Annotated in this window: 21 protein-coding genes; 10 read left to right on the plus strand and 11 right to left on the minus strand. The window is 74.3% G+C overall.

What is annotated here, in order from left to right; all coding sequences use genetic code 11:
• Window positions 1-332 precede the first annotated feature (332 nt).
• Window positions 333-959 (minus strand): hypothetical protein, encoded by a 627-nt coding sequence (locus tag IE287_RS19500; RefSeq protein WP_189850381.1) that lies wholly within the window; start codon window positions 957-959, stop codon window positions 333-335.
• 144 nt (window positions 960-1,103) lie between these two features.
• Here IE287_RS19500 and IE287_RS19505 point away from each other — a divergent pair, with 144 nt between their 5' ends.
• On the plus strand, window positions 1,104-1,436 hold the full coding sequence (locus IE287_RS19505; protein ID WP_189850382.1) for a glyoxalase superfamily protein: 333 nt from the start codon (window positions 1,104-1,106) through the stop codon (window positions 1,434-1,436).
• Between the two features lie 55 nt (window positions 1,437-1,491).
• On the opposite strand, the gene IE287_RS19510 is transcribed toward IE287_RS19505, so the two are convergent.
• Both IE287_RS19510 and IE287_RS19515 read right to left on the minus strand, forming a co-directional pair.
• Complete coding sequence (locus IE287_RS19510) at window positions 1,492-1,719, minus strand: hypothetical protein (RefSeq protein ID WP_189850383.1); 228 nt, start codon at window positions 1,717-1,719, stop codon at window positions 1,492-1,494.
• Window positions 1,720-1,822: 103 nt separating this feature from the next.
• Window positions 1,823-2,281, minus strand: coding sequence for a hypothetical protein (locus IE287_RS19515; protein ID WP_189850384.1), 459 nt, complete (start codon window positions 2,279-2,281; stop codon window positions 1,823-1,825).
• A gap of 48 nt (window positions 2,282-2,329) precedes the next feature.
• On the opposite strand from IE287_RS19515, the gene IE287_RS19520 reads away from it, so the two are divergent.
• Both IE287_RS19520 and IE287_RS19525 read left to right on the plus strand, forming a co-directional pair.
• Window positions 2,330-2,767, plus strand: coding sequence for a PPOX class F420-dependent oxidoreductase (locus tag IE287_RS19520; protein WP_229883590.1), 438 nt, complete (start codon window positions 2,330-2,332; stop codon window positions 2,765-2,767).
• A gap of 118 nt (window positions 2,768-2,885) precedes the next feature.
• Complete coding sequence (locus tag IE287_RS19525; RefSeq protein ID WP_189850385.1) at window positions 2,886-3,839, plus strand: nucleoside hydrolase; 954 nt, start codon at window positions 2,886-2,888, stop codon at window positions 3,837-3,839.
• Window positions 3,840-3,912: 73 nt separating this feature from the next.
• Here IE287_RS19525 and IE287_RS19530 read toward each other — a convergent pair whose 3' ends face one another.
• From IE287_RS19530 to IE287_RS19545, 4 genes are all read right to left on the minus strand, one after another.
• Entirely contained in the window at window positions 3,913-5,217 is a 1,305-nt protein-coding gene (locus tag IE287_RS19530; RefSeq protein ID WP_189850386.1) for a sugar ABC transporter permease, read from the minus strand.
• A complete protein-coding gene (locus IE287_RS19535) occupies window positions 5,214-6,014 on the minus strand; it encodes an ATP-binding cassette domain-containing protein (RefSeq protein ID WP_189850387.1) in 801 nt (266 codons plus the stop codon). The genes IE287_RS19530 and IE287_RS19535 overlap by 4 nt, the downstream gene beginning before the upstream one ends.
• Window positions 6,015-6,070: 56 nt before the next feature.
• Window positions 6,071-7,153: a substrate-binding domain-containing protein gene (locus tag IE287_RS19540; protein ID WP_189850388.1), complete on the minus strand. Its 1,083-nt coding sequence runs from the start codon at window positions 7,151-7,153 to the stop codon at window positions 6,071-6,073.
• 210 nt (window positions 7,154-7,363) lie between these two features.
• Window positions 7,364-7,783, minus strand: coding sequence for an arsenate reductase ArsC (locus IE287_RS19545; RefSeq protein WP_189850389.1), 420 nt, complete (start codon window positions 7,781-7,783; stop codon window positions 7,364-7,366).
• A gap of 74 nt (window positions 7,784-7,857) precedes the next feature.
• On the opposite strand from IE287_RS19545, the gene IE287_RS19550 reads away from it, so the two are divergent.
• The 3 genes from IE287_RS19550 to IE287_RS19560 all read left to right on the plus strand — a co-directional run bounded on the left by IE287_RS19550 (window position 7,858) and on the right by IE287_RS19560 (window position 10,393).
• Window positions 7,858-8,166, plus strand: coding sequence for an ArsR/SmtB family transcription factor (locus IE287_RS19550; protein WP_189850390.1), 309 nt, complete (start codon window positions 7,858-7,860; stop codon window positions 8,164-8,166).
• Entirely contained in the window at window positions 8,163-9,248 is a 1,086-nt protein-coding gene (arsB, locus tag IE287_RS19555; RefSeq protein WP_189850391.1) for an ACR3 family arsenite efflux transporter, read from the plus strand. The genes IE287_RS19550 and arsB overlap by 4 nt, the downstream gene beginning before the upstream one ends.
• An 83-nt stretch (window positions 9,249-9,331) precedes the next feature.
• Entirely contained in the window at window positions 9,332-10,393 is a 1,062-nt protein-coding gene (locus tag IE287_RS19560; RefSeq protein ID WP_189850392.1) for an ArsO family NAD(P)H-dependent flavin-containing monooxygenase, read from the plus strand.
• A gap of 52 nt (window positions 10,394-10,445) precedes the next feature.
• Here the strand turns inward: IE287_RS19560 and IE287_RS19565 are convergent, their stop codons facing one another.
• On the minus strand, window positions 10,446-11,621 hold the full coding sequence (locus IE287_RS19565; protein WP_189850393.1) for a Rieske 2Fe-2S domain-containing protein: 1,176 nt from the start codon (window positions 11,619-11,621) through the stop codon (window positions 10,446-10,448).
• Window positions 11,622-11,867: 246 nt separating this feature from the next.
• Between IE287_RS19565 and IE287_RS19570 the strand changes: the two genes are divergently transcribed.
• Complete coding sequence (locus tag IE287_RS19570) at window positions 11,868-12,446, plus strand: helix-turn-helix domain-containing protein (RefSeq protein ID WP_189850394.1); 579 nt, start codon at window positions 11,868-11,870, stop codon at window positions 12,444-12,446.
• 49 nt (window positions 12,447-12,495) lie between these two features.
• On the opposite strand, the gene IE287_RS19575 is transcribed toward IE287_RS19570, so the two are convergent.
• From IE287_RS19575 to IE287_RS19585, 3 genes are read right to left on the minus strand one after another with little or no spacing between them, the layout of a single operon-like run.
• Entirely contained in the window at window positions 12,496-12,831 is a 336-nt protein-coding gene (locus tag IE287_RS19575) for an Asp23/Gls24 family envelope stress response protein (RefSeq protein ID WP_189850395.1), read from the minus strand.
• On the minus strand, window positions 12,828-13,454 hold the full coding sequence (locus tag IE287_RS19580) for an Asp23/Gls24 family envelope stress response protein (RefSeq protein WP_189850396.1): 627 nt from the start codon (window positions 13,452-13,454) through the stop codon (window positions 12,828-12,830). Before IE287_RS19580 ends, IE287_RS19575 begins: the two co-directional genes overlap by 4 nt.
• Window positions 13,445-13,924 carry an RNA polymerase sigma factor gene (locus tag IE287_RS19585; RefSeq protein WP_189850569.1) on the minus strand — a complete coding sequence of 160 codons (480 nt, stop codon included), beginning with the start codon at window positions 13,922-13,924 and terminating at the stop codon, window positions 13,445-13,447. Before IE287_RS19585 ends, IE287_RS19580 begins: the two co-directional genes overlap by 10 nt.
• Window positions 13,925-14,208: 284 nt before the next feature.
• On the opposite strand from IE287_RS19585, the gene IE287_RS19590 reads away from it, so the two are divergent.
• The 3 genes from IE287_RS19590 (at window position 14,209) to IE287_RS19600 (ending at window position 16,068) form a co-directional block, all read left to right on the plus strand.
• Window positions 14,209-14,748, plus strand: a complete 540-nt coding sequence (locus IE287_RS19590; RefSeq protein WP_189850397.1) for an Asp23/Gls24 family envelope stress response protein — start codon at window positions 14,209-14,211, stop codon at window positions 14,746-14,748.
• A 181-nt stretch (window positions 14,749-14,929) separates the two neighbouring features.
• A complete protein-coding gene (locus IE287_RS19595; protein ID WP_189850570.1) occupies window positions 14,930-15,115 on the plus strand; it encodes a hypothetical protein in 186 nt (61 codons plus the stop codon).
• Window positions 15,112-16,068 (plus strand): DUF6286 domain-containing protein, encoded by a 957-nt coding sequence (locus IE287_RS19600; RefSeq protein ID WP_189850398.1) that lies wholly within the window; start codon window positions 15,112-15,114, stop codon window positions 16,066-16,068. Before IE287_RS19595 ends, IE287_RS19600 begins: the two co-directional genes overlap by 4 nt.
• The last annotated feature ends 1 nt before the right edge of the window (window position 16,069 follow it).

Consider the following 16,069-nt stretch of genomic DNA (forward strand, 5'->3'; position numbering starts at 1 on the left):
CCCCCCCCCCCCCCCCCCCCCCCCCCTCGTCACGATCGATCCGAGGAGCCCGGCGTGCCACTGCGCCGCGGAACGAACCCCGGCAGACGACGGCGAGCTCCCTTCCCGTGGAACCGGAGCGGGCGCCCCTCCGCGCGCTCCGGGGCGAGCCTCGCACGTCGACGCGCCGGACGCCCCGAACACCTGGCAGTCGGCGCGGGAGGTGGCGCGGGCGGCGTGACCTTCGTGCCGGGCGGTTCTCCGCCCCCTTCCGCGACGGCGGCGAACCGCCCGCCGGCACGGCGTCACCACCATCGGATCCCGATCGTGCCGGGGTCACCGCGAGGCGCGGCTCACCGGGGCGGCAGCCGGTCGGGAAGGGCGTGCGCGAGCAGGAACTCGGTCGCGCCCGCGATGGCCTCCGCGTAGCTGCCGTGGACCGGCGCGGACTCCGTCTCCTGCTGGTCCGCGGCGGTGGCGGTGTACCACCAGCCGTCGGACTCGGCGTCGTGGTGCACGACGGCCGTGCCGCCCGCGTAGTGGAGCGGGATGGACTCGCTGGCCGACTTCCTGACCACCGCGTGGGGCCACTTGAGCCGGGCCGACTGCCGCTTGATGCCGCCCCAGGCCGCCCCGAGCTGCGCGTAGTTCGCCCCGCTGCGCCCGGCGACGGTGGCGGCGGACTCGGCCAGCCGGTCGACGGACAGCTTGGCCTCGTACAGGGCCCGCAGCAGCGCCAGCTGCACGTCGGGCGCCGCCATCAGCACGGGGTCGAAGGACTTGCCGGCGTCCCGGTAGGCCAGCAGGCGGGTCGAGATCCCCTCCGCCAGCACGCGCACCGCGTCGTGCACCCGCTCGTCCATCGTGAAGCCGTCGTCCTGGGTGGGCTCGCGCCAGGGCGGCTCCACCAGGTTCGAGACGGCGGTCCAGAAGTCGTCGTCGCCCTTGTCGGGCGTGGGAACACGTGCCACGTCACTCATGCGACAACCATAACTGTCACAGATGAAGAGCGACAGTTTTTTCTGTCGAAGGAGTGTCGGCTCGGCGCCCTGGCCGGAACCGGGGCCGACGACGGGGCCGGGGCCGGGCGTGGAGGGGAGGCGCGGTCTGCGACGATGCGGGGCATGGACGAAGCGGTCATCCCGGTGCTCCGGGTGAGGGAAGCGGCGGTGGCCGTCGCCTGGTACGAGCGGCTCGGATTCGCCGAGCGGTGGGTGCACCGGTTCGAACCGGGGTTCCCCGCCTTCGTGGAGGTGGCGCGCGGGGACGTCCGCCTGTTCCTGTCGGAGCACGAGGGCGACGCCCGGCCCGACACCCTGGTCTACCTGCGCGTACGCGACGTCGACGCCGTCGCGGCCGAGTTCGGCGTGACGGTGGAGGAGGCTCCGTGGGCCCGCGAGGTCGAGCTGCGCGATCCCGACGGGAACCGGATCCGGGCCGGCACGCCCACGGACTGACCCGCGGACGCGCCGGGGAGCGCTCCCTCTCCGGTTCCCGCACGCGCGGGCGGGCTCAGGCGGGCGTCGTCCCGGCGACCGTCAGCCGGTCGAACGCGCCGGCCTTCGCCTGCGCCACCAGGTCGGCGAACTGGTCCTCGCTCATCTGGACCCGCTGCCCGAAGTCGTCGGTGATGCGCACCCTCCTGTCCTCCGGGGCGTCGGCGTCCACGAACAGCTGCGGGCATCCGCAGTCGCACTTTCCGCAGAAGGTCGCGATCGGTTCCGGACTCGTGTCGGGCATCGGGGCCACCTCGTCTCGTCGGGGCTCGGACCGTTCCGGCAGTGGTGCACTGCCCAGCCGCCCCGGCGCGTCAAACGCCCCGCCCTCCCGCGTGCTCACGCGCTCACGCGCCGGAAGGGGTGCCCTCGCCGTCCCGCTCCCCGGCCAGGATCGTCCGCAGCGCGGCGAGATCGGCCGCCTCGCTGCGGCGGAGCCTTCCGCGCCCGTCCGCGTCGAGGTCCGCGGGCCGGACCACCACGAGCCGCAGCCCGTGCGCCGGGATCTCGCTCTCCCGCCGCGCGTCGTACAGGGCGCGCTGCTCGCCCCGGTGCACCCCGCTGACCGTGAGCCGGTCCGGCTTGTCGAAGTGCGGCACCGGCCGGTCGTGCTGGAGCTCGCGGTACTCGACGACCAGACCGCGACCGGGCCAGTAGGCGTCGACCGGCAGCCGGACCCGCCGTCCGCTCGCCCCGGCGTCCCCGAGAAGCCAGTCGAACCGGTGCTGCCGCAAAGCCACTTCGCCCAGCACCCGGTCGCACAGCCCGACCACGTACGCCTCGTCGCTGTCGTCCCTCGTTCCCATGACCCCGCATCATGCCCCCTCCGGGCGGGGCGCCGTAGGATCCGGGGCATGAGCCTCCCCCGTACCCCCGTCGAGATGAACGAGACCGTGCGCCGCCTGCTCGACGCGCCCCTTCCGGCGGTCCTGGGCACCCTCAACCCCGACGGGGCGCCGCAGAGTTCGGTGGTCTGGGTGAGCCGCGACGGGGACGAGGTGCTGATCTCCACCGAGCGGGGGCGGCGCAAGGAGCGGAACGTGCTCCGCGACCCCCGGGTGAGCCTGACCGTCTTCGACCTCTCCGATCCCGAGCTGTACGTCGAGATCCGCGGCACCGCGGCCGTCACCGAGGACACCGGCCGGGCGGTGGCCGTCCGGATCGCCGAGGAGTACCTGGGTCCGGGTGCCGGCACGGACTACCTGGAGGCCCCGGCGGAGCGGGTCCGCGTGGTCCTCCGCGTCACCCCGAGGAAGATCCTCGGCCGCGCCGCCGGGACCACCGGACCGTAGAGGTCCCCGAAGGCCCCCGGAGGCTCCGGGAGTGTCCGTCGCCCCCCTCCGGTGCGCGGCGGGTCGCGGACGTCCGCGTCCTGCGCGGGGCGGGGGCCCGGTGTGGGACGGTGAGGGCATGCCGGTTCCCGTGATCCTCGACTGCGACCCCGGGCACGACGACGCCTTCGCCATCATGCTGGCCGCCGCGCACCCCGGGATCGACCTCCTCGCCGTCACCACCGTGGCGGGCAACCAGACCCTGGAGAAGACCACGCTCAACGCCCGCCGGGTGTGCGCGGCGGCCGGGATCCGGGGCGTGCCGGTCGCCGCCGGCCGGGACCGTCCCCTGCGCGGTCCGCGCAGGACCGCCGCGGACATCCACGGCGACTCCGGCCTGGACGGGCCCGGCTTCGGCGCGGACGAGCCGGACGTGCCGCAGGATCCGCGCGACGCCCTCACCCTGGCCCGCGACGTGCTCCTCGCGCACCCGGTGCCGGTGACGCTGGTGCCGACCGGGCCGCTCACCAACATCGCGGCCCTCCTGCTCGCCCACCCGGAGCTCGCCGGACACATCGAACGGATCGTGCTGATGGGCGGGTCGACGGAGCGGGGCAACACGACGCCCGCGGCCGAGTTCAACATCCTGTGCGATCCGGAGGCGGCGGACGTCGTCTTCCGCAGCGGCCTGCCGGTGACGATGCTCGGCCTCAACGTGACCCACCAGGTGCGGGCCACCCCCGACGTCGTCGCCCGGATCGCCGCGCTCGGGACCCCGCTCGGCGCGCTCTGCGTCGACCTCCTCACCTACTTCGCCTCCACGTACCGCGAGGTGTTCGGCTTCGACGCTCCTCCGCTGCACGATCCGCTGACCGTCGCCCACCTGATCGACCCTTCGCTGGTCGGCCTGGTCAGGGCGGCGGTGGCGGTCGAGCTGGACGGCACGCACACCCGGGGCGCGACCGTCGTGGACCTGCACGGGGTGACGGGCCTGCCGGCCGACGTCGAGGTGGGCGTGGACGTCGACACCGGCCGCTTCTGGGACCTGATCGTGGAGGCCGTACGGACCCTGGGCGGCCCTCCGGGCACCTGAGCCCGGATTCCCGCCCGTCCCCGCCCGCCCCGCAGCTCCGCCCCCGCGCTCCGCCCGCCCCCTGGCCGTCCCGTCAGGCCCGGCCCGCGGCCTTCTGGCTGCGGCGGGAGAGGGAGTCGACGACCACGGCGGCCAGCAGGACCGCACCGGTGATCATGAACTGGACGGCGTTGCTGACGCCCATGATGTTCATGCCGGACTGGATCGAGCCGATGACGAGGGCGCCGAGCAGCGCGGACCAGACCGTGCCGCGCCCGCCGAAGAGGCTCGTGCCGCCGATGACGGCGGCCGCGATCACGTTCATGAGGAGGTTGCCGCCGCCGGAGGTCTGGCTGGCGGACTGGATCTGTCCGGCGAGGAAGAGGCCGCCGACGGCCGCCATGGTGCCGGAGATCGTGAAGACGCTCATGCGGACGAAGGCCACGCTGATGCCGGCCCGCCGGGCACCTTCGATGTTGCCGCCGACGGCGAAGATCCGGCGCCCGTAGCCGGTGCGCCGCAGGACGAAGTCCAGGACCACCAGCACCAGCAGGAAGATCAGCAGCGCGAGCGGCAGTCCCTGGTACCGGTTGAGGACGACGGCCGCGGCGAAGGCGATCGCCGCGAGGACGACGGTCCGCAGCACGATCTCGGCGATCGGCCGGTACGGCACCCGCGCGGCGCGGCGCCGGCGGGCGTCGAGCAGCGAGGCGAGCAGGAAGAGCCCGACGCCCACCGCCGCGGCCGCGTAGGCGGCGACGGGGCTCTCGAAGACGGTGGAGTAGAGCTCGGAGACGATGCTGTCGCCGGGGATGTTGACCGTGCCGCTGGTGCCCAGCACCTGGAGCATCAGCCCGTTCCAGGCGAGGTTGCCCGCCAGGGTGACGACGAAGGCGGGCACGCCCACCTTGGCGAAGAAGAAGCCGTGGAGGAGACCGACGGCCGCTCCCCCGGCGAGGGCGACGAGCAGCGCCAGCCATTCGTTCATGCCGTTGATGACGTTCAGCACGGCGAAGATCGCCGCGCACAGTCCGCTGACGGAGCCGACGGACAGGTCGATCTCGCCGAGCAGCAGGACGAAGACGATGCCGACGGCGATCATGCCGGTGCCGACGATCTGCTGGCTGAGGTCGGACAGGTTCTGGGCGGACAGGAAGGCGCTGTCGAGGCTGCCGAAGACCGTCCAGATGACGACGACGGCGATGACGACGGGCAGCGAGCCGAGTTCGCCGCTGCGCAGCTTGCGCCGGAACTCTCCGGCGTACCCGCGGAAGCCCTCCTCGCGGACGATCAGCCGGCTGTCGACGGCGGGCACCGACTCGGGTGCCGGTTCCTGGGCGGCCGCGTCGCCGGTGCCCGGCCCGCCGGGCCTGTCGTCGCGGTCCCTGGCGCCCCTCATGGCGTCTCCTCCCCGCTCGCCTCCCGCTGCTCGCGCTTGCGGGCCTGGCGCCGGGTCACGGCGCTGTCGGTGGCTCCGGTGATGGCGGAGATGATCTCCTCGGTGGTGGTGGCGCGCTTGTCGAAGAACCCGTTGTTGCGGCCGAGCCGCAGCACCGCGATCCGGTCGGCGACCGCCATCACGTCCACCATGTTGTGGCTGATCAGGATGGTGCCGAGCCCGTGCTCGCGGAGCCGTTCGACGAGGTCGAGGACTTCGGCGGTCTGTTCCACGCCCAGGGCGGCGGTCGGCTCGTCCAGGATGACGATCCGCGGTTCGCCGATCAGCGAGCGGGCGATGGCCACGGTCTGCCGCTGGCCGCCGGAGAGCGAGGCGACGGGGATCCGCACCGACGGGATCCGGATGGAGAGCGTGTCGAGCAGTTCGCGGGACCGCTGCTCCATGCGGACCTCGTCGAGCACGCCGAACCGGCGCAGCTCCCGGCCGAGGAAGAGGTTGCCGACGACGTCGAGGTTGTCGCAGAGCGCGAGGTCCTGGTAGACGGTGGCGATGCCCAGGTTCTGGGCGTCGTGGGGCCGGTTGATGGAGACCGGCCGGCCCTGCCACTCGATGACGCCGTCGTCCGGCGGGTTGACCCCCGCGATCGCCTTGACGGCGGTCGACTTGCCGGCGCCGTTGTCGCCGACGAGGGCGACGACCTCACCGGCGTGGACCTCCAGCTCGAAGTCCGACAGGGCCTGGACCGCGCCGAACCTCTTGGACACCCCCCGCAGGCTGAGCACAGGTGCATCCGTCACCTTCGACCGCCTCCTCGGCGGGAGCGGGCGGTACGGGTCGGGTCACGCGGGTGGCGTCACTCCAGCCCGGCTTCCTTGCAGGCGTCGGCGTAGGCCGGCGTGCAGATCTCCTGGACGGTGTACAGCCCGTCCTTGACGACCGTGTCCTTGATGTTCTCCTTGTCCACCACGACCGGGGTGAGCAGCGTGGCCGGGACCTTCTGGCCGCTGCCGCTGGTGACGGTGGTGGGGGTCAGGTCCTCGGGGAGCGGCTTGCCCTGGGCGAGGTTCACGGCCATGGTGGCGGCGATGTCCGCCTCGGGCTTGTAGGGCTTCTCGATGGTGATGGTCTGCGTGCCGAGCAGGATCCGCTGGATGGCGTCGAGCTGGGCGTCCTGGCCGGTCAGCGGCACGTTCATGCCCGCCGCTTCGAGGGCGGTGGCGATGCCGGCGGCGAGTCCGTCGTTGGCCGAGTAGACGCCGACGATGTTCCCCTTGCCGAGGGCGCTGATGGCGCCGGACATCTGCTGGTTGGCGTTGTTCGGGTCCCAGTTGGGGGTGTCGTACTCCTTGCCGATCTTCACCTTGCCGTCGAGGACGGAGTGGGCGCCGGCCTTGAACTCGGCCGCGTTCGGGTCGGTGGGCGAGCCGTTGTGCATGACGATCTGGCCGCTCTCCGCCTTGTCGCCGAGGGCGTCGAGCAGCGCCTTGCCCTGGAGCTCGCCGACCTTGCGGTTGTCGTACGAGACGTAGGCGTCGACCGGGCCCTGGGCGAGGCGGTCGTAGGCCACGATCTTCACGCCGGCCTTGTTCGCCTTCTCCACGGAGGACTGGATCGACTTCGCGTCCACGGCGTCCAGGATGAGCACCTGGTCGCCCTTGGCGAGCGCCGTGTTGACCTGCTGCTGCTGGGTGGTCGCGCTCTCGGCCGCGTTGTAGTAGTCGATCTGGGCGTCGGGGACGAGCTCCTTGATCTTCTGCTCGATGTACGGCCGGTCGAACTTCTCGTACCGCGTCGTCTTGCTCTCCGGCAGCAGCAGTCCGATCTTGACGTCCTGTCTCGCCTGCCCGGGCGACGCGCCCGTCGTCGTCGCCACCACGCCCAGGGAGAGGGCCACGGTCGAGGCCACCGCTATCGCGCCTCGCAATGTACGGGTCATGGAAGGCTCCTTTCGCGCGCCCCGCCCCACCCGCGCGCTTCGGGGTCGCGCGGGCCGCGGGCGCACCCTAGGCCTATCTCGACACTAGACCCGGGACGCGGAGCGGACCATTCACACCGGACCCCCACCTCGCGGGGGCACGCCGATTCCGCAGGTCGGAGGCGGTGAGGACGCCCTGCGCACAGCGGCCGGGCCGACCGGGCGCGGGGGTCAGGCCTCGCGCCGCGCGTCGATCTCGGCGACGAGGCCCTCGATGAGCGTCCCGATCTCGTCGCGGATGGGCCGGACGGCTTCGACCCCCTGGCCGGCCGGGTCCTCCAGGACCCAGTCGAGGTAGGTCTTGCCGGGGAAGTAGGGGCAGGCGTCGCCGCAGCCCATGGTGATGATGTAGTCCGACGCCTGGGCGGCCTCGACGGTGAGGACCTTCGGCCGCTGGTCGGAGATGTCGATGCCGAGCTCGGCCATGGCGGCGACGGCGGCCGGGTTGACCCGGTCGCCCGGGAGGGAGCCGGCGGACCGGACCTCGACGCGGTCGCCCGCGAGGTGCCGGAGGAACCCGGCGGCCATCTGGGACCGGCCCGCGTTGTGGACGCAGACGAACAGCACGGACGCGAGCGGGGACGCGGACATCGGTTCTTCCTTCGCGACAGACGGGCATCAGCCCGGACTGGCATCACCCTTCACTGATGTGACAGTATCAGCCCATGCTGACGTCAGTCGACACTGAGCTGTTGAAGGTCCTCGCCGACCCGCTGCGGCTCCAGATCGTGACCCTGCTCGCCCGCGAGACCCTGTGCACCACGCACCTGGTCGAAGAGACCGGAGCCAGACAGACCAACCTCTCGAACCACCTCAAGGTGCTGCGGGAGGCGGGCGTGGTGGAGACGGAGCCGTGCGGTCGGTTCACGTACTACCGGCTGCGGCCCGACGTCATCGAGCAGCTCGCCGGCCAGTTCGCCGGTCTCGCCGCCACCGCCCGCGCCCACGCCGACTCCAAGAGGTCCTGCCCGTGACCCCCGCCGCCCCCGCGACCGCCGCCGAGGAGACCTCGGTCGTCGCGAAGCTGTCGACCCTCGACCGCTTCCTCGCCGTCTGGATCCTCCTCGCCATGGGCCTCGGCCTCGGCCTGGGGCGGCTCATCCCCGGCCTGGACGACGCGCTCGCGAAGGTCGAGATCGGCGGCATCTCGCTCCCGATCGCCGTCGGGCTGCTGATCATGATGTACCCGGTTCTCGCCAAGGTCCGCTACGACAGGCTCGACGCCGTGACCGGCGACCGCCGACTGATGGTCTCCTCGCTGGTCGTCAACTGGGTCCTCGGCCCGGCGGTCATGTTCGCCCTGGCCTGGATCTTCCTGCCCGACCTGCCCGAGTACCGCACCGGCCTGATCATCGTCGGCCTCGCCCGCTGCATCGCCATGGTCATCATCTGGAACGACCTCGCGTGCGGAGACCGTGAGGCCGCCGCCGTCCTGGTCGCCCTGAACTCGGTCTTCCAGGTGATCGCGTTCGGCCTGCTCGGCTGGTTCTACCTCGACATCCTGCCCGGCTGGCTCGGCCTCGGAGAAGGCGAGACCCTCGACATCTCCATGGGGAAGATCGCGCTCAACGTGGTCGTCTTCCTCGGCGTCCCGCTGCTGGCCGGCTTCCTCACCCGCCGCATCGGGGAGAGGAAGCTGGGCCGCGAGAGCTACGAGAGCAACTTCCTCCCGAAGATCGGCCCCTGGGCCCTCTACGGCCTGCTCTTCACGATCGTCATCCTCTTCGCCCTCCAGGGAAAGACGATCACCTCGCAGCCGCTCGACGTCGCCCGCATCGCCCTCCCGCTGCTCGTCTACTTCGCGATCATGTGGTTCGGCACCTTCGCCCTCGGCAAGGCCATCGGCCTGAACTACGACCGCACCGCCACCCTCGCCTTCACGGCCGCGGGCAACAACTTCGAGCTCGCCATCGCCGTCGCCATCGCCACCTTCGGCGTCACCAGCGGCCAGGCCCTCTCCGGCGTCGTCGGCCCGCTCATCGAGGTCCCCGTCCTCGTCGCGCTCGTGTACGTGTCGCTGGCCTGGCGCAGGAAGTTCGCCCCGGCCCAGCGGTAGGCACCGCCCCGCATCACCACCGAGGTGCCCCGCCCCGCCTCCGTGCGGGCCGGGGCACCGCCGTCGAGAAGGGAAACCCGGGCATGACCGAACACCAGGCCGTCGACGTGGTCGTCATCGGCGGCGGCCAGGCCGGACTCGCCGCCGGCTACCACCTCCGCCGGGCCGGCCTCGACTTCGCGATCCTCGACGCGGACTCCGCCCCCGGCGGCGCCTGGCGGCACACCTGGGACTCCCTCCACCTCTTCTCCCCCGCCGCCTACTCCTCCCTCCCCGGCCGGCTCATGCCCCCGCAGCCGGGCGAGACCTACCCGGACGCCGCCCACGTCGTCGACTACCTCACCGACTACGAACAGCGCTACGACCTGCCGGTCCACCGCCCCGTACGCGTCTCGGGCGTCCACCGCGACGGCGCACTCCTCCGCGTCGAGAGCGACTCCGGCACCTGGCGGGCCCGCGCGGTCGTCAGCGCCACCGGCACCTGGTCCCGCCCCTTCATCCCGGCCGTCCCCGGCCGCACGGAGTACCGGGGCACCCAGCTCCACACGGTCGAGTACCGGAGCCCGTCCGACTTCGCCGGCCGGAAGGTCATCGTGGTCGGCGGCGGCAACTCCGGGGCCCAGATCGCCGCCGACCTCGCGTACGGCTCCGACCTGACCTGGGTCACCCTGCGCGAACCCCGCTACCTCGCCGACGACATCGACGGCCGCGCCCTCTTCGACCACGCCACCGCACGACGCAAGGCCCTCGACGCAGGCCGCACCGACACCGGCGGCGTCGCCTCCCTCGGAGACATCGTCGCCGTCCCGCCCGTGCGCGCCGCCCGCGACGCCGGACTCCTCAAGGCCCAGCCGGTGTTCACCCGCCTCACCGACACCGGCGCGGAATGGCCCGACGGCACGAGGACGGACGCCGACGCGGTCATCTGGTGCACGGGCTTCCGCCCCGCCCTCTCCCACCTCGCCCCGCTCGGCCTGCGCGGCCCCCGGGGCCACGTCCCCACCACCGGCACCCAGGCCCTCGCCGAACCCCGCCTCCACCTCCTCGGCTACGGCGACTGGACCGGCCCCGCCTCCGCCACCCTCATCGGCGTCGGCCGCCCCGCCCGCGACGCCGCCCGCGCCCTCGCCGCGCTCCTGCGGTGAGGGCGGCGCGGGCCGACGGGCCCGGGCCGGGTCGCGGACCGGCGGGGACGGATCACGGGTGCCGGGTGTCCCCCTGGACACCGGTCCCCCGCGCGTCCGCGCAGGTGTCCGCCTGCGGACAGGCGTGGGAGCGGGGCGGGTTCGGGAGCGGGGCGCCGTTGGCGCGCAGCACCTTCCGCACGTCGAGGATGAGCGGGAAGACCTCCTGGTTCCAGTCGCCGCCCTGCTCGTCCCACGCCCGCTGCTCGGCCTCGACGGCCATCCTGTCCTGGGCGAAGACGCGTTCGGTGAAACGGCGGATCAGCGGCCAGGCCAGGTGGAGGGCGCCCGGAAGGGCGGGCTTCGCGATCGAGAGCAGCCCGAACACGCGGCTGACCCGCTGGTCGGGGTCTTCCGGCACGTAGGCGGCCCAGAGGGAGAACGCGGCCGAGCCCGACGACTCGGGGACGTCCCGGAGGGTCTGGTACGGGTACTCGGTGCGGATGGTGACGACGTCGGGCGTGTCCGCGCCGCCCCGGCCCTCGCCGGACAGCAGCCCCGCGCCCCGGTCCTTCCGCCCGCCGGACGGGACGAACAGGTACCGGGCCTCCACGGAGGCCGGCCCCGTCTCGTAGCCGAGGAGCTCGGGACGGATCCGGCCGAGGACGCCCCGGTGCAGGAACTGGTGGTTCATGTCCAGCAGGTTCTCGTGCAGGAACGAGTAGTGGCAGCGCACCGTGCGCTCGAACATCATGGTCCGGTGCCGGGGCGACTCCGCCTCGGGGAGCACGGGCAGGGGTGCGGCCTCCGCCAGGGCGGGGTCGCCCGGGAACACGAAGACGAGGCCGTACCGCTCGCGGACGGGGTAGGAGCGCACCCCGCGCGGCGGCCGGTCGGCGCCCTTGGGCAGGTACGGGATCCGGGAGACGCGGCCGTTCCCCCGGTAGGCCCAGGCGTGGTAGCAGCAGCGGAGCGTCTCGCCCTCCACCACTCCCAGGCTGAGCGGCACCTGACGGTGCGCGCAGCGGTCCTCCAGGGCGTACGCGGTGCCCTCGGCGCCCCGGTAGAGCGCGATGCGCCGGCCGGCGAAGGAGGCCGCGAGGACCTTGCCCCTGGGCAGCCGGGCGGACCGGGCGACCGGGTACCAGAAGTCCGGGTCGATGCCGACGCGCCGCAGATCGACCTCGTCCGCCGCGTGGTCGCCGGGCAGCTGCTCCGGCCCCCGGGTGACGTTCGCCTCCTCGGTCATCCGCCTCTCCCTGCTCGCACCGGACCTTCGCCCCACGGGCATGCCGGGTCCAGGGGAACACGGCCGGGACCCGCTCGCGATTCGTCGTCCGGCCGCCGCCCCGGGGACGATCGACGGCGCGGCCCGGGCGGTGCCCCGGGCACGGGGCGCCGTGGGGGGCGGCCGCGGCCGGCCGCCGGATGGGGCGTTCGGGTGAACCGCCGGGATCACGCGTCACGGCGGCGGCATGCGGATTGTCACACCGGTATGACAACCACGCACCAGCTCTTCCCCCGTCAGGTTCTCCGTCCCGCCGCCTGGGCCTCCCCGCACCGTCCCGGGGAGCTGCCCGAGCCCGGCGAGCGGCGCCGGCTGCGCGAGCAGTGGGGGCTGTCGACCCGCCAGGTCGCCCTGGCGTTCGGGGTCACCCCGGCCACGGTCCGTTCCTGGGAGTGCGGGCGTTCGACGCCCCGGGGCGGGCGCCGGGAGGCGTACCGCCGCTTTCTCGCGGGGCTGGCCCAGCACGGTGCCGCCGGGGGCCCGGCCGTCGTCCCGTCCGGGTCCGCGCGCCGGGGGCGACGGCCCGAGGTGCGCGCCCCACGGCGCGCGGGGACGCCGTCGGCCGCCGTCACGGCCCTCCCCCGGGGCGGCGGACGGCCCGACGGCGCCTCCCCGCGTCCGGCGGGGCCCGCCGGGGCGGGGGCGCCGCGGGTGAGGCGCGTCGGCCGGGGCGGGACCGATCCGGTGTCGCCCGCGCGGGTCCGGCGCCTGCGGCTGCTGGGGGCCGCGGCCTGCGTGTGGTCGCTCGCCTGGTGGGTGATCCTCACCTGCCCGCCACCGGTCTAGGCCGTCCCTCACGGCCTGGCGGCGGGGCCCCGCGCCGTGCCGCGGGTGGTCACACGATGCCGGTGACGTTCACCCGTACCGCTTCCGGTGGGACCGCGGCGGCGGCGGCCGCCGCCGCCCGTACCGCCCGGGCCGTGGAGGCGGCCTGATGCCGCGCCCGTACGACGACGTCGACGCGGAGGCCGCTCACCGCCCCGCCCGGGCCGAAGGAGACGAGCACCGCGCCGCGCGCTCCGGCGCCGTGGCCGCCGGCCGGGCCGGTCGGTACGGTCGCGGAGGACCGCAGCAGTCCGCGCAGGCCCGGGCGGAGGCACGCCACGCCCGGCACGTCCAGGACGGCCTCGGCGACCGCGTCGGAGAGGTTCTGCGCCTGTCGGGTCCTCATGTCCTGTGCTCCTGCGGCCGGTCGGGCGGATCGTGGAGGTCGGTGACCGTGACGTCGAGGGCGTCGACGGCCAGTCCGAGGCGTTCCCGGGCGGCGCGGGCGAGGCCGTCGCGCACCGCCCGGGAGGTGGACCGCAGGTCGCGGCCGTACTCGACGGTGATGTCGATGCGGACGCCGACGGGGCCCCGCGCGGGGCTCGTACGGCTGCCGGGCGGGGTGACGCGGCAGCTGCCGGCGCGGACGCCGGGGACCTCCTCGGCGGCCGCGCGCAGGGTGCGGGCGGCGACGGACTCGTAGATCCAGCTGTCCTCGTCGTCCTCGCCGAGCGGCAGGTCGCGTCCCGGGCGCAGCTCCAGCCGGACCACCTCCATGACGCGGCGCACCAGGGCGGAGGTGTCGAGGTCCGCCGGCGGCGCGGGCGCGACGGGCAGGGCGGCGGCCCGCAGGTGCTCCAGGTCCGCCACGGCCTGCCGGCAGTAGGCGCAGGCGAGGGTGTGGGGGTCGTCGGCGGGGGCGAGGGCCGCCCGCTCCCACACCTCGGCCAGATCCCGGCCGCAGGCCAGGACTTCGAGGTCCTCGTCGTCGTCGGGGGCTTCGCGGGGGTGGGGGGTGCTCATCGCCATGCGGCCATCGCCTCCGTCAGCACGCGCCGGGCCCGGAAGACGCGGGCGCGGACCGCCTCGGGCCGGATCCCCACCGCCTGGCCGATCGCCTCGTAGGGCTGCCCCTCGATCTCCCGCAGGACCCAGCAGACCCGCTGCTCGGCGGAGAGCGCCTCCATGGCCTGGGCGAGGTCGCGCACGGCGGCGTGCGACTCGGCGGCGCGGGCGGGCGAGGAGCGGTGGTCGGGAGCGGCCGGTTCCGCGACCGCGTCGAGGTCGGCGGCGGGCCGCCGGGCCCGCAGCAGGGTCAGGCACCGGTTGGTGACGATGCGGTGCAGCCAGGTCGCGAACCCGGCCTCGCCCCGGTACTCGGGAAGGCTGCGCCAGGCGCTGACGAAGGCGTCCTGGACGGCGTCCTCGGCTTCCGCTCGACTGCCCATCAGACGCTCGGCGAGCTGGAGCATCGCGCCGGAGTGGCCCCGTACGAGCATCTCGAACGCCTCCTCGTCCCCCTCCGCCGCCCTGACGGCGAGCAGCCGGCCTCCGGGGTCGGCCGTGTCCTCCTGCCCGTCCGGGCCCCACCGAGCACTCACGCGCGGGCTCCTTCCAGCCTCCACCGCATTGACAGCGCTCGCGGGGGTTTCGTTACGCCCCGCCGATTCGCACTGTTGTCCACCGCCTCCACGGAAGAGGGCCGTAACGAATCGCCACACGGCGGTGTCAAAGCAGTGCGGTCGCGCAAGGACCGGCTCGAGAACCAGTTCAGGGAGCAGAGATGACCACCACGCAGGAGAAGACCCCGGCCCGTCACGAGCACGCGAACGGCACGGGGACGGGGGTCGGGACCGGGGTCGGGACCGGGGTGGGGACAGGGGCCGGCATCGGTACCGGGCGGGGGACGGGACGCACCGAGGTCACCGAGCCCGCGGGGACGCGCGGCAGGACGGCGATCGCGGACGCGGTGGTCGTCAAGATCGCCGGCACGGCGGCGCGGGAGGTCCCCGGCGTCCACGACATGGGCGGGGGCCTGTCGCGGACGCTGGGGGCGGTCCGCGACCGGGTCCCGGGCGGGCGCCCCCACGTGGGACGCGGGGTGAAGGTCGAGGTCGGCGAACGCCAGGCGGCCATCGACGTCGAACTGGTCGTGGAGTACGGGGTCCCCGTGCCCGACGTCGCCCGCGACGTGCGCGAGAACGTGATCGGCGCCGTGGAGCGGATCACCGGGCTGGAGGTGGTGGAGGTGAACATCGCCGTCACCGACGTCCACCTGCCCGGCGACGAGCGGGACGAGCCCGCCGACACGCGGGTGGCGTGACCTCGGCGCGGCAGGTCCGCGCGCACCTCATCGACGGGAGCCCTCCCGGGGGCTCCCCGGGAGGTCCCGGGAGAGCTCCGGGAAGTGCCCTGGGGGCTCAGGGAAGTGCCCGGGAGATCGACGGGAATCGACGGGAAGGGAGGCAGCCGTGGGCAAGGACGCCCTGGGGCTGTTGGGCGGGATGACGCTGGGATGCGCGGGCTGGTTCGGAGGTTTCGGGGCGTTCCTGCTGGTCGCCGCCCTCGGCGGGCTCGGCTACGCGGTCGGCGGGTTCCTGGAGCGGGGCGGCGACCTCCGCGACCTGCGCGACCTGCGTGATCTGCGCGACCTGCGCGGTCCTCAGGTCCCCGCACGCGGGCGACGGTGACCGGCGCCCAGCGGGGCGTCACCACCGTGACCGACCGCGTCACGGCCCGGATCGCCCGGCAGGCCGCCGCCGAGGCCACGGCCCCGCTCGGCGGGCGGGCGGTGCGCGGCGCCGCGTCCCGGACCGGGCGCTCCGTCGAGGTGACGGTGGAGGTGGAACTGCCGCTGCGGGCACCCGCCGACGTGGGCGGGATGACCCGTCTCCGCGGCCATGTCGCCGACCGGACGCGGTACTTGACCGGGCAGACCGTCGCATCGGCGGACGTCCGGATCCGCGCGCTCGGCATCGCCCCGCCCCACCCGCAGCCACCGCCGGGCGACGCGCCGGCCGTGCCGGAGGCCGTACGCAGGCCCTGGTCCCGGCGGCGTCGCGCCGTCGTCCTCCCCGCCCTCGTCCTGACCGCCCTGTCCGGCCTGCTGCTGTGGAGCGCGCTGTCGTCACGCCTTCCCGGCGCGACCGCGCCCGCACGGGCCCAGGTGGAACAGGCGGAGCAGGACGGGCGGAGGGAGCGGGTGCTGCGGGACGTCGGCGGCCTGTCCGTCGTGCGCCACGGGGCGGTCCCGGCGGCCGCCCTGGCGGGCGGGTGGCTGATCCTCCTGGCGCTCACCCCGGGTGACCGCCGCGCGCTCGCGCTCGGCTGCGCGCCCCCCGTCCGGGCCCGGACGACCCGCGCGAGCGCCGCCCGTCTCGTGCGCGGGGCGCTCGGCTCCGTCCCCGGACTCCGCGTGCACGGCGTGCGCTTCACCCGCCGCCGCGTCACGGTGCGGGCCGAGGCCGCCTTCGGGTCGCCGGAGGCCCTCCGGAGGACGGCGACCGACGTCGTCGGCGCCACCGTCGCGTCCCTGCCCCTGGGGCGGAGACCCACGGTGCGACTGGTCCTGAGGGAGACACCGAACCGGCGGGCGGGGAGGGAGACCGATGCCCGGCAAGACGGGACGGACACCGGTGCCTAGC

It is taken from the genome of Streptomyces omiyaensis (assembly GCF_014650895.1).
Taxonomy (GTDB): Bacteria; Actinomycetota; Actinomycetes; order Streptomycetales; family Streptomycetaceae; genus Streptomyces; species Streptomyces omiyaensis.